This is a genomic window from Actinomadura sp., assembly GCF_044508335.1.
Classification (GTDB): Bacteria; Actinomycetota; Actinomycetes; order Streptosporangiales; family Streptosporangiaceae; genus Spirillospora.
On record NZ_JBIQHY010000167.1, the window covers coordinates 1 to 11,445 of the forward strand.

General features: G+C 74.6%; 15 protein-coding genes. 9 read left to right on the forward strand and 6 right to left on the reverse strand.

Features of this window, described 5'->3' with window-relative positions:
* Positions 1-106: 106 nt before the first annotated feature.
* The 6 genes from ACIWVC_RS32490 to ACIWVC_RS32515 all read left to right on the forward strand — a co-directional run bounded on the left by ACIWVC_RS32490 (position 107) and on the right by ACIWVC_RS32515 (position 4,343).
* Positions 107-1,426 carry a M16 family metallopeptidase gene (locus ACIWVC_RS32490; RefSeq protein WP_396445311.1) on the forward strand — a complete coding sequence of 440 codons (1,320 nt, stop codon included), beginning with the start codon at positions 107-109 and terminating at the stop codon, positions 1,424-1,426.
* A 79-nt stretch (positions 1,427-1,505) separates the two neighbouring features.
* Positions 1,506-1,880: a phage holin family protein gene (locus tag ACIWVC_RS32495; RefSeq protein WP_396445310.1), complete on the forward strand. Its 375-nt coding sequence runs from the start codon at positions 1,506-1,508 to the stop codon at positions 1,878-1,880.
* Between the two features lie 88 nt (positions 1,881-1,968).
* On the forward strand, positions 1,969-2,592 hold the full coding sequence (locus tag ACIWVC_RS32500) for an FMN-dependent NADH-azoreductase (protein WP_396445309.1): 624 nt from the start codon (positions 1,969-1,971) through the stop codon (positions 2,590-2,592).
* Positions 2,593-2,629: 37 nt separating this feature from the next.
* On the forward strand, positions 2,630-3,367 hold the full coding sequence (gene dapB / locus ACIWVC_RS32505) for a 4-hydroxy-tetrahydrodipicolinate reductase (protein ID WP_396445308.1): 738 nt from the start codon (positions 2,630-2,632) through the stop codon (positions 3,365-3,367).
* Positions 3,367-3,903: a transglutaminase family protein gene (locus ACIWVC_RS32510; protein ID WP_396445307.1), complete on the forward strand. Its 537-nt coding sequence runs from the start codon at positions 3,367-3,369 to the stop codon at positions 3,901-3,903. Before dapB ends, ACIWVC_RS32510 begins: the two co-directional genes overlap by 1 nt.
* On the forward strand, positions 3,900-4,343 hold the full coding sequence (locus ACIWVC_RS32515; protein WP_396445306.1) for a GNAT family N-acetyltransferase: 444 nt from the start codon (positions 3,900-3,902) through the stop codon (positions 4,341-4,343). Before ACIWVC_RS32510 ends, ACIWVC_RS32515 begins: the two co-directional genes overlap by 4 nt.
* A 4-nt stretch (positions 4,344-4,347) precedes the next feature.
* Here the strand turns inward: ACIWVC_RS32515 and ACIWVC_RS32520 are convergent, their stop codons facing one another.
* Complete coding sequence (locus tag ACIWVC_RS32520; protein ID WP_396445305.1) at positions 4,348-4,812, reverse strand: nitroreductase family deazaflavin-dependent oxidoreductase; 465 nt, start codon at positions 4,810-4,812, stop codon at positions 4,348-4,350.
* Between the two features lie 76 nt (positions 4,813-4,888).
* Between ACIWVC_RS32520 and ACIWVC_RS32525 the strand changes: the two genes are divergently transcribed.
* Positions 4,889-5,728 carry a hypothetical protein gene (locus tag ACIWVC_RS32525; RefSeq protein WP_396445304.1) on the forward strand — a complete coding sequence of 280 codons (840 nt, stop codon included), beginning with the start codon at positions 4,889-4,891 and terminating at the stop codon, positions 5,726-5,728.
* A 4-nt stretch (positions 5,729-5,732) separates the two neighbouring features.
* Here ACIWVC_RS32525 and modA read toward each other — a convergent pair whose 3' ends face one another.
* Positions 5,733-6,515, reverse strand: coding sequence for a molybdate ABC transporter substrate-binding protein (gene modA, locus ACIWVC_RS32530; protein ID WP_396445303.1), 783 nt, complete (start codon positions 6,513-6,515; stop codon positions 5,733-5,735).
* Between the two features lie 113 nt (positions 6,516-6,628).
* On the opposite strand from modA, the gene ACIWVC_RS32535 reads away from it, so the two are divergent.
* Positions 6,629-7,303: a uracil-DNA glycosylase gene (locus tag ACIWVC_RS32535; RefSeq protein WP_396445302.1), complete on the forward strand. Its 675-nt coding sequence runs from the start codon at positions 6,629-6,631 to the stop codon at positions 7,301-7,303.
* 54 nt (positions 7,304-7,357) lie between these two features.
* Here the strand turns inward: ACIWVC_RS32535 and ACIWVC_RS32540 are convergent, their stop codons facing one another.
* From ACIWVC_RS32540 to ACIWVC_RS32555, 4 genes are read right to left on the reverse strand one after another with little or no spacing between them, the layout of a single operon-like run.
* The gene (locus ACIWVC_RS32540) at positions 7,358-8,224 is read right to left on the reverse strand and encodes a 1,4-dihydroxy-2-naphthoate polyprenyltransferase (protein ID WP_396445301.1); all 867 of its coding nucleotides are present in this window, start codon (positions 8,222-8,224) and stop codon (positions 7,358-7,360) included.
* Between the two features lie 34 nt (positions 8,225-8,258).
* Positions 8,259-9,908 carry an MFS transporter gene (locus tag ACIWVC_RS32545; RefSeq protein WP_396445300.1) on the reverse strand — a complete coding sequence of 550 codons (1,650 nt, stop codon included), beginning with the start codon at positions 9,906-9,908 and terminating at the stop codon, positions 8,259-8,261.
* Positions 9,909-9,964: 56 nt separating this feature from the next.
* Positions 9,965-10,504 carry a GNAT family N-acetyltransferase gene (locus ACIWVC_RS32550; RefSeq protein WP_396445299.1) on the reverse strand — a complete coding sequence of 180 codons (540 nt, stop codon included), beginning with the start codon at positions 10,502-10,504 and terminating at the stop codon, positions 9,965-9,967.
* Between the two features lie 56 nt (positions 10,505-10,560).
* Positions 10,561-11,118: a CGNR zinc finger domain-containing protein gene (locus ACIWVC_RS32555; RefSeq protein WP_396445298.1), complete on the reverse strand. Its 558-nt coding sequence runs from the start codon at positions 11,116-11,118 to the stop codon at positions 10,561-10,563.
* Between the two features lie 125 nt (positions 11,119-11,243).
* Between ACIWVC_RS32555 and ACIWVC_RS32560 the strand changes: the two genes are divergently transcribed.
* Positions 11,244-11,445: hypothetical protein (locus ACIWVC_RS32560; protein ID WP_396455017.1), on the forward strand; the 202-nt coding region annotated here is incomplete at its 3' end.

Here is an 11,445-nt window from a genome sequence, read left to right on the forward strand (position 1 = left end):
CCGCCACCCCCCCCCCGCCCCCCCGCCGCCGCCCGCCCCCCCCCCCCCCGCCGCCCCCGGCGGACCACCCGCCCGCGCGCTTCCCCCGACGGAATGTGAGCCACACGTGACCCTGCCGGCGCGGGCGCAGGAGCCCGGCACCACCACCACGATCCACACCGACGGCGCCGGCGCGGTGCGCCGCACCGTGCTGCCCGGCGGGCTGCGGATCATCACCGAGTCGATGCCGACCGTGCGGTCCGCCGCGTTCGGCATCTGGTCGGCGGTCGGCTCCCGCGACGAGGCGCCCGCGGACGCCGGGGCCAGCCACTACCTGGAGCACGTGCTGTTCAAGGGGACGCGGCGGCGGTCGGCGCTGGAGCTGTCCGCGGCGATCGACGCGGTCGGCGGCGACCTCAACGCGTTCACCGCCAAGGAGTACACCTGCTACTACGCGCGGGTGCTGGACGCCGACCTGCCGCTCGCCGTCGACATCGTCTCCGACATGGTCGCGGACTCGGTCAACCGCCCCGAGGACGTCGAGGCCGAGCGCGGCGTGATCCTCGAAGAGATCCACATGCGCGACGACGACCCGGGCGACCTCATCCACGACGAGTTCTCCGCCGCGCTGTACGGCGACACCCCGCTCGGCCGCCCGATCCTCGGCACCGAGGAGTCGATCAACGCGCTGACCCGCGACCGGATCCACGGCTACTACCGGGAGCACTACGTCCCGCCCAAGCTGGTGGTGTCGGTGGCGGGCAACATCGACCACGACGAGGTCGTCCGGCTGGTGTCCCGCGCGTTCGCCGGCCGCCTCACCGGCGACGCCGCGCCCGCCGCGCCCCGCCTGGACGGGGCGCCCGCGCCGCTCGATCCGCGCAGCGTGGTGATCGACAAGGACACCGAGCAGGCGCACATCATCCTCGGCGGCGCCGGGGTGTCCCGCACCGACGACCGCCGGTTCGCGCTCGGCGTGCTGAACGCGGCGCTCGGCGGCGGCATGTCGTCCCGCCTGTTCCAGGAGATCCGGGAGAAGCGCGGCCTCGCCTACTCGGTCTACAGCTACACCGCGCAGTACGCCGACTCCGGCATCTTCGGCGTCTACGCGGGCTGCCAGCCCGCGAAGGCCGAGGAGGTCCTGTCGATCTGCCGGGACGAGCTGGGCAAGGCCGCCGACGAGTGCCTCACCGACGAGGAGCTGGAGCGCGGCAAGGGCCAGCTGCGCGGCGCCATGGTCCTCGGCCTGGAGGACACCGGCTCCCGCATGAGCCGCATCGGCAAGAGCGAGCTGGTCTACGAGTCGCTGCTGCCGGTGGACGAGGTGCTGGCGCGCATCGGGGCCGTCACCCTCGACGACGTCCGCGCGGTCGCCCGCGACGTCCTCACCGCACCGCAGGCCCTCACCGTCATCGGCCCGGTCGGCGACCGCGACTTCTCGGCCTGAGCCCCGCCCGCGCCGGAGGCGCGGTCCCGCGCCGCCGCCGGCCGGGTGAATCGCCCGGCCGCCGGGTAGGTCCCGGTGGGTGAAGATCCTCATCCGTGTCGTCATCTCCGCGATCGCGCTGTGGGTCGCCGAGGCGGCCCTCGACGGCGTCGAGCTGACCGCCGCGAGCACGACCGAGCGGGTGCTCACGCTGCTGGTCGTCGCGGTCGTCTTCGGCGTCGTCAACGCCGTCCTCAAACCCGTGATCAAGGTGCTGGGGTGCGCGTTCTACATCCTGACCCTCGGGCTGTTCGCGCTGGTGGTGAACGCCGGGCTGCTCATGCTGACCAGCTGGATCGCGGGCGAGCTCGGCCTCCCCTTCCACGTGGAGTGGTTCTGGCCCGCCTTCTGGGGCGCGATCGTCATCGGCGTCGTGAGCTGGCTGCTCAACCTGTTCGTCGCGGACGACGACTGACCCGCCTTGTTAAGCGGACCGAAGTCCGCTAATCTGCGGAGGTGTAATCGGACTGTGGTCCGTATGCCTTCGTTGAGAGGACTTCCCCATGTCACGCCTGCTGCACATCTCCGCGTCCCCGCGGGGCGGCGCGTCCGAGTCCCTGGCGGTCGCCGCGGCGTTCACCGACGCCTACCGCGAGGTCCACGGCGACGTCGTCGACCACTTCGACCTGTGGGACGGCACCCTCCCCGCGTTCGGCCCGGCCGGCGCCGGGGCCAAGATGACCGTGCTGGCCGGGGGCGAGCCGGCGGGCGACCAGGCCGCCGCGTGGCGCGCCGCCCGCGCCGTCTTCGAGCGTTTCGACTCCTACGACCGGTACCTGTTCAGCGTCCCGATGTGGAACTCCAGCGTCCCGTACGTCCTCAAGCAGTTCATCGACGTGGTCTCCCAGCCCGGCTGGGTGTTCCGCTTCGATCCGGAGAAGGGCTACACCGGCCTCCTCCAGGGCAAGAAGGCCGCCGTCGTCTACACGAGCGCCGTGTACGGGGAGGGCCGCCCGCCCGCGTTCGGCAGCGACTACCAGGCCCCCTTCCTGGAGGGCTGGCTGCGCTGGACGGGGATCACCGACATCCGCCGCGTCGAGTTCCGCCCCGACCTCGCCACCGCCGACGCCGACGCGGGACGCCGCGCCGCGCACGCCGAGGCGCGCGAGCTGGGCAAGCGCTTCTGACGATAGGCTCGGGCGGGACGCCAACCGGGAGGAACACGTGATCAAGGTCGGGGTGCTGGGCGCGCGGGGCCGCATGGGGGCCGAGGTGTGCCGTGCCGTGCAGGGGGCCGGTGACATGGAGCTGGTCGCGGCCGTCGACCAGGGCGACGAGCTGGACGCGCTCACCGCCGCCGAGGTCGTCGTCGACTTCACCCATCCCGGCGTCGTCATGGACAACCTCAAGTGGTGCGTCGAGCGCGGCCTGCACGCCGTCGTCGGCACCACCGGGTTCGACCCGTCCCGCCTCGACACCGTCCGCTCCTGGCTGACCGACGACTCGTCGGGCAACGTCATCATCGCGCCCAACTTCGGCATCGGCGCGGTGCTGATGATGCACTTCGCGCAGAAGGCGGCGCCGTTCTTCGAGTCGGTCGAGATCGTCGAGACCCACCACCCGAACAAGGCCGACGCCCCGTCCGGCACCGCCTACCGCACCGCCGAGCTGGTCGCCGCCGCCCGCGCCGAGGCCGGCGTGGACCCGTCCCCGGACGCCACGACCTCGGAGGTCGAGGGCGCCCGCGGCGCGAACGTGGACGGGGTCCGGGTGCACGCCGTCCGCATGTCCGGCGCCATCGCGCACCAGGAGGTCGTGCTCGGCGGGCACGGCGAGCTGTTCACCATCCGGCACGACTCGATGAACCGCGAGTCGTTCATGCCGGGCGTCCTCCTCGCCGTCCGCAAGGTCCCCACGATGGACCGCCTCACGGTGGGCATCGAGTCGCTCCTCGGGCTGTGATGGACTTCGCCGCCGACCCCTGGGACTACCTGGCCGCGTCCGAGGCGATCGACATCGAGCACCCGCTCGTCCAGTCGATCGCCTCGGAACTGCGGACCGGCGACGACATCGCCTACGCCCGCGCCGCGTTCGACTACGTCCGCGACCGGATCCCGCACTCCATGGACACCGGCGACCCGCGCGTCCCGTGGCGCGCCTCGGACGTCCTCGACCAGCGCACCGGCCTCTGCTACGCCAAGTCCCACGCCTACGCGGCGCTGCTGCGCGCCGGCGGCGTCCAGGCGGGCCTCTGCTACCAGCGGACGTCGGGCTTCCTGCACGGGCTCACCGCCGTCCTGGTGGACGACCGCTGGGTCCTCCTCGACCCGCGCGGCAACAAGCCGGGCATCGACGTCCAGTTCTCCGCGTCTGAGGACCGCCTGGCCTTCCCCGGCGACCCGGTCCACCCCGTCGTCTACGCGGCGCCTCCCGACGCCGTCCTGGAGGGCCTGAAGGCCATGCCGGAGCCCTCCGCGCTCCCCGGTGCCCTCCTGTGAACCTGCGTCCGGCCTCGCCCGCCGACTACGACCGCATCATCGCGGTCGTCGACGACTGGTGGGGGCGCGAGGTCCACCGCATCCTGCCGCGCCTGTTCCTCGACCACTTCCACCGGACGAGCCTCATCGCCGAAACCCCGGACGACCTCGCCGGCTTCCTGGTGGGTTTCCTTTCGCCGTCCCTTCCCGACACCGCCTACATCCACTTCGTCGGCGTGAACCCCGCCTTCCGCGGAGCCGGCCTGGCCCGGCGCCTCTACGAGACCTTCTTCACGCTGGCCCGCGCCGACGGCCGCACGGCCGTCCGCGCCCTGACGTCCCCGCGGAACTCCGGCTCGATCGCCTTTCACAAGGCCATGGGCTTCACCGCGACCCCCGCCTCCGCCCACGACGGGCCGGCGACCGACCGGGTGCTCTTCCACCGCACCCTGGACGCCTGAAGCGTCAGGAGAGGCGGAGGAAGGGGAGCTCGCGGCCCACGCGGCGGAAGTCGTCCACAGTGCCGTCGACGGTGAAGCCCATCAGGTGCACGAGCCGTACGGCCGCCTTGGGGTGGCGCGGGGCGTAGCGGGCCATGATCTCGCCGCCCTCGGCGGGGTCGAGGGGGTGGGCGGTGACGTCGAGGCGGCGGCGCCCCACCTGGATGGCGGCGTCGGGACGGCGCATGAGGTTGCGGTACCAGTCGGCCTTCTTCCCGAAGCCGGAGCAGACGACGTAGCCGCCTTCCGAACGCTCGATCACTTCGAGCACCACCTGCCGCCGCTTGCCGGACTTGCGGCCGATGTGCTCCAGCAGCAGGAAGCGGTCGCCCATGAGCCGGCCGAGGCGCATGCGGTAGAGGTGGATGGGCAGCCGCACGACGAAGCGGCGCAGCCCGGTCGGCGGTGAGGGGCGTTCCAGGAACTTCATGACCCCCACCTTCCCCCCCGGGCGGGCGCGGGAAGCGGGGTTGTGCGGGGACGGGCGCGGCTTTAGCGTTCGCCGGGTGGATGCCGAGTTCGCGCGGGACATGTGGAAGGCCGTCGAACCGCTGCACGCGGTGACGTACTTCTCGGAGGAGTGCCGGACGGCCAACAAGGACGTCGGCCTCAAAGGATTCTGGATGGGCTACTTCGGGAGCCGGGCCGCGCCGCTCGGCGCCGTGTCGGCGGGGACGGTCGAGGCGGCGTTCTTCGGGTTCCACCCGGCGCGGGTGCGGCGGGCGGTGCCGGACGCGTGGAGCTTCGCGTCGCCGGAGGCCATCCTGCGGGCCCGGAGCGAGGCCGCGGCGCGCGCGCTGCGCCGGGCCTGCCCCGGGATCGAGGGCGTGGCGGAGGCGGCCGCTCCGCGCCTGCACGAGGTCGTCATGGCCGCCGAGGCGGCGGGCCGTCCGCTGTTCGCGGCCAACCGCGGCCTGGACGTCCCCGACGACCCGGTGGAGGCGCTCTGGCAGGCGGCCACCGCGCTGCGCGAGCACCGCGGCGACGGGCACGTCGCCCTGCTCACCGCGGAGGGGCTGAACGGTCTGGAGGCCAACGTCCTCGCGTCGGCCGCCGGCGACGTCCCGGCGGAGCGGCTGCGGCAGAGCCGCGGCTGGTCGCCCGAGGAGTGGGACGCGGCGGCCGGCGCGCTGGCGCGGCGCGGCCTGATGGCGGGGGGCGAGGCCACCGAGGAGGGGCGGGCGCTCAGGGCCCGGATCGAGCGGCGCACCGACGAGCTGGCCGCGCCCCCGTACGGCGTCCTGGACGACCCCGAGGCGCTGCACGCGTCGCTCGTCCCGGCGGCGCGGGCGGTGGCGGCCGAGATGCCGTTCCCGAACCCGATCGGCCTGCCCCGCGTCGGCTAGCCGCTCAGCCCCGGTCCGCCGGCGGGCTCGGGAAGCCGTACTTGCGGAACAGCTTCTGGGCGGCGGGCGTCAGCAGCCACGACACGAACGCGCCGGCGAGGTCCCGGTGGCCGGAGTCCCCGACGACGGCGGCGGGGAAGGCGGCGGTGACGTTCAGGTCCGCGGGGATGGCGACGCTGCTCGCCGCGATGCCCGCCGAGCGCAGGTCGGTGATGTAGACGATCCCGGCGTCGGCCTCGCCGGTGCGGATGCGGTCGAGGACGGCCCGCGCGCTGATCTCCTCGGACGTCCACCGGACGGTCAGGCCGGCGTTCGCCAGCACCCGGCGGGTGTAGCGGCCCACCGGGACCGAGCCCGCGCCGACCGCCACGCGCAGGCCCGGCCGCCGCAGGTCGCGCAGGCTGCGGATGCGCCGCGGGTTGCCGGGGCCGACGGCGATGGTGAGCGTGTCGTGGGTGACGGTCCGGGGGCGTCCGGCCAGGTCGGCGGAGACCTCCTTCATGCTCGCCGCGTCCGCGGTCACGAGGACGTCGGCGGGGGCGTGCTCCGACAGCCGATCGGTCATCTCGGCGGAGCCGCCGAACACGAAGCGCAGCCTCACGCCCGGGTTCTCCTGGTGGTAGGCCGTCCCCATCTCGCCGAACACCTCGGTGAGGGAGGAGGTGGCGAGGACGGTCAGCGTCACCGGGCCGGACGAGCCGCCGCAGCCCGCGCCGAGGCCCGGCAGGGCGAGCGCGGCGAGCAGCGCGGCCGCGCGGAGGCGCCGCCGACGGGGGGAGTCGGGCATATGGGCTCATCCTACGGTCGGGGCCCTTTCGCTCCGGTGATTGCGGCGTGGCGTGTCAGTGCCGCGCACTAGTGTTTCCGGCAACTGGAGATCACGTCCGCGGAGGCCCGACGATGTCCCTCGACCTGATGGAACTGCTGCCCGGCGACTGGCGGGAGCGGCTCGACCCGCTGCTCGACCCGATCGCCACCGCCGCGCTGGGCGCGTTCGTCGCGGGGGAGTACGGCGCGCAGACCGTGTACCCGCCGCGCGAGGACCTGTTCAACGCGTTCCGGCACTGCCCGTTCGACGCCGCCCGCGTGCTGATCCTCGGGCAGGACCCCTACCACGGCCCCGGCCAGGCGCACGGCCTCAGCTTCAGCGTCCGCGACGGGGTGCGGCTGCCGCCGTCGCTGCGCAACATCTACAAGGAGCTGGCCGCCGACCTCGGCGTCCCGGCCCCGGCGTCGGGTGACCTGACCCGCTGGGCCGACCAGGGAGTCCTGCTGCTGAACGCGGTGCTGACCGTCCGCGCCGGCGAGGCGGGCTCGCACGCCGGCAAGGGCTGGGAGGACTTCACCGACGCCGCGATCCGCGCGCTGAACGACAAGACCGAGCGGGTCGTCTTCGTGCTCTGGGGCGCCTACGCGCGCAAGAAGGCCCGGCTGATCACCGGCCCGCAGCACACCGTGATCGAGTCGGCGCACCCGAGCCCGCTGAGCGCCCGGAAGTTCTTCGGGACGCGCCCGTTCAGCGCCGCCAACAAGGCCCTCGTCGACGCCGGCCTCCCCGAGATCCGCTGGGGATAGCGGCACGGGGGCGCGCCTGCGCGGTCCCCCTCCCCTGACGTCGCGGGCCCGGGGTCAGAGCGCGAGGCCGATCGCCAGCAGCACGCCGTAGGCGATCTGGAGCCGGCCGGTCTCGCCCAGCACCGGGATCAGGGCGGGGCCGGTCGCGCCCCGCAGCACCTTCTGCGTCGGCGGCAGCGACAGCGGCGCCGCGAGCAGCGCGAGCAGCGCCCACGGGTGCGGCGCCGCCAGCGCCAGGGCGAACATGAACGGCAGCGCGGTGCACGCCGCGTACAGGATGCGCGTCCAGGGGCCGCCGAGCACCACGGCCAGGGTCCGCTTGCCCGACTCGCGGTCGGTCGGGATGTCGCGCAGGTTGTTCGCGACGAGCAGCGCGCAGGCCAGCAGCCCGATCGGCACCGCCGCCGCCCACGCCTCCCACGGCAGCGCCTCGATCAGGACGTACACCGTCCCGGCGACGGCGACGAGGCCGAAGAACACGAACACCGACACCTCGCCCAGCGCCCGGTAGCCGTAGGGGTTCCTGCCGCCCGTGTAGAACCAGGCCGCGAGGATCGCGAACGCGCCGACGAGCAGCAGCCACCAGGTCGTGACGGCGGCGAGCACCAGCCCGGCCACGGCCGCGGCGACGAAGCAGCCGAGCGCGGCGGCGAGGACCTGCTTCGGCGGCGCGACCTTCGAGCCGACGAGGCGGAGCGGGCCGACGCGGTCCTCGTCGGTGCCGCGGACGCCGTCGCTGTAGTCGTTGGAGTAGTTCACCCCGATCTGCAGGACGAGCGCGACGAACCCGGCGAGGACGGCGCGCCACCAGACGGGCTCGCCCTCGCCGACCGCGACGCCGGTGCCGACGACGACGGGGACGAGGGACGCGGGCAGGGTGCGGGGCCGGGATCCGGCGACCCATTGGGAGAGCGTGGCCACAGTTACCGCTTGTTCTCGTGGGACGACAGGGGGACTACCGGTTCGATTCTCCCCGATGGAGATCACCGCCCGGGCGCAGCCGCAGCGACGCGCCCAGCCCGAGCGCCAGGATCGCGGCGGTGGTGAGCGCCGCGTTCCGGGTCGCGGCGGCGAGGCTCTCGTCGGCGGCGCGGGCCTCCGCCTCCATCCCGGGGGCAGCGTGCAGCTCGCGGCCGTACGTCCCGGCGCTCTCCCGCAGGTCGTGCGCGACGGCGGCCCGCTCTCGGGGCGGCAGCGCGGAGTCCGCGAGCCGGTCGGTCATCGCGTGCCCGAGGCTCGTCGCGAACACCGTCCCGATGGCGGCGATGCCGAGCGCCGCGCCGACCTGCCGGGCGGTCGACTGCGTCCCGGACGCCTGCCCGGACTGCGCCGGCGGGACGTCCGCCAGCGACACGTTCGTCAGCTGCGCCGACGTCAGCCCGAGGCCGACGCCGTACAGCAGCATCCACGGCGCGAGCTGCGGCCCGCCGGTCGCCGCGGACACGGTGAGGGCGAGCGCGACGACGGCGGCGACCTCCAGCACCATGCCGATCTGCACGACCCGGTGCGCCCCCCGCTTGTTCGCGAGCCTGCCCGCGTACCCGCCGGACAGGAACGCGCCGACGGCCAGCGGCAGGATCGCGAGGCTGATCTGGAGCGGGTCGGTGCCGTGCACGCCCAGCAGGAACAGCGGCAGGACGAACAGCAGCCCCAGCTCGCCGACGTTGATCAGGGCCGAGGCGAGGTTGCCGCGGCGGAAGTTCGGGATGCGGAACAGCTCCAGGTCGAGCATCACCGGGCGCCCGGCCGCCGCCCGGGAACGCTCCACCACGACGAGCGCGGCGATCAGCACGCATCCGAGGGCGAGGACGACGGGGACGGGCGACAGCGCCGTCTCCGGCCAGTCGTGCCCGGCGATCGCGAACGGGCGCGTCGGGGTCCACCAGCCGTACGTCTGCCCCTCGATGATCCCGCACACGAGCGCGCCGAGCCCGAGCACCGACAGCAGCCCGCCCGCCCAGTCGATCTCGCGCCGGGCGCTCCCGGCCCCCGGCCGACGGGTCTCGGGCAGCAGCCACAGCGCCCCGGCGGCGAGCAGGGAGCCGAGCGGCAGGTTGACCCCGAACGCCCAGCGCCAGCCGCCGCCCGCGGCGATCGCGCCGCCGGCGAGCGGCCCGAGCGCGGCCATGCCGCTGATCATCGAGCCCCAGACGCCGAAGGCCACCGCCCGGTCCCGCCCGGTGAAGACCGTGTTCAGCGTGGACAGCGTGGCCGGCAGGACCATCGAGGCGCCGACGCCCTGCAGCGCCCGCGCGCCGATCAGCGCCGAGCCGTCCCCGGCGAGCGCGGCGGCGACGCTCGCCGCCGCGAAGACCGCCGTGCCGAGCACGAACATCCGGCGGCGCCCGAACAGGTCCCCGGCCCGCCCGAACGGGATGAGCAGCGCCGCGAACACCAGCGCGTACACCGAGGTCACCCATTCGGCGTCCGTGGTCGTGAGGCCCAGGTCCGCGACGATCCGGGGGAGCAGCACGCCGACGATCGTGGCGTCCACGATGATCAGCGAGACGCCGAGGCTGATGACGACCATGCCGAGCACGCGGTGCCGGGCGGCGGGCGCCGGCGCGGCGGCGCGCTCCGGCGACAGGGAGGTGGACTCGGGCACGGCTTCAAAGATATTGCCGGGGTGCGGGTGCCCCTCACCGACCCCTGGCCGAGCGGTCAGCCGCTGATGTCGGTGTGCAGCCGGATCTGCCGGACGGGCTCGCCCATGTCGAGCGTCCGGGCGGTCCCGTCGGGGGCCCAGCCGGCCGAGCCGAGGAACGTGCGGGTGACCTCGTCGTCCTCGAAGACCCAGCTGATCAGGGTCGTGAAGCCGTCCTCGCGGAGCAGGTCGGCGGTCGCGGCGAGCAGTCGGCTCCCGTGCCCGGCGCGGGCGTGCGCCGGGTCGACCAGCAGGGTGATCAGCTCCGCCGCGGCGGCGGGGTCGAGGTCGCCGTCCTCGGCCGGGCCGTGCGCCGCGAACCCGACCACCAGGTCGGACGCCACGGCGACCAGCAGCCGGTGCCGGGGGCTCGGCGGCGCCGCCGCGGCCTCCGCCCACCGCTCCCGCCACACCTCCACGGCGTCGGGCCCGGTCACCCGGTCGAGGACGCCGTCCGGCAGCAGGTCGCGGTAGCCGTGCCGCCACGCCCGCACCTGGATGTCCGCGACGGCGGCCGCGTCCGCGCGCCGCGCGGGCCGCACCCCCACATCGGCCATGCCGCCCCCCGTCCTCGCGCTGGAAGTCCGCCGCCCACCTTAGCGGCGGGGGCGGATCAGCCCGCCGGGGACCTGCGGCGGGCGCGGTAGGCGCGGGTCTTGGTGCGGTTCCCGCACACGCTCATCGAGCACCAGGCGCGGGACCGGTTCTTGGACGTGTCGAGGAACGCCCAGCGGCAGGTGTCCTCCTGGCAGACCTTCAGCCGGGGCCATGTCCCCGCGGCGGCGGAGTCCATGATCGCGGCGGCGACGCGGGCCAGGCCGGCGGCGGCCGTGCCGGGCGGGTCGAGCGGGACGAGCGCGGGGCGCGGGCCGGTGAGCGCGACCCGCAGCGGGAGGGCGGCCAGCGCGTCCTCCAGGTCGTCGGGGAGGTCGGCCTCCCGCGGCCCGTGGTGGCCGGCCATGGCCTCGCGGAGCCCCTCCCGGAGCGCCGCGGCGGCGCGGACGTCGGCGTCGCCGGCCGCCGTCCCGGGCGGGACGAGCCCGCGCCCCGCCAGCCAGCCGCCGAGATCGCCGGGCGCGGCGATCTCGTCCGTCGCGGACTCGACGTCCAGCGTGTTGACGAAGTCCCTGAGCAGCAGCGCGGGGTCCTCATCGGAGTGAGCGTCGGCCATAACCCCTCCCGCGTGTTCTCCGGTCAACTCTAGCAAGGCGCAACACCGTCATTAAGGTTTCACCGGTTGCATCCTGGCGACACCGGCGTTACGGTTTAGGTGGTTTCAACCCACGGGAGGACGAGATGAATCCGCTGCCCTACCTGGCGGGGCTCGCCATGCGGCACGCGTGGGCGGAGCGCGAGTACGCGCGGCTCCACGCCGACATCGTCGAGGCGCGGCTCACCGCCCGCGCCCGCGAGGCCGAGCGCACCGCCCGGGCCCGCCGGTGGCTGCTCGGCGGCGTGCCCGACCGGATCGCCGCCCGCCGCGCCGCGCGCCCGGCGC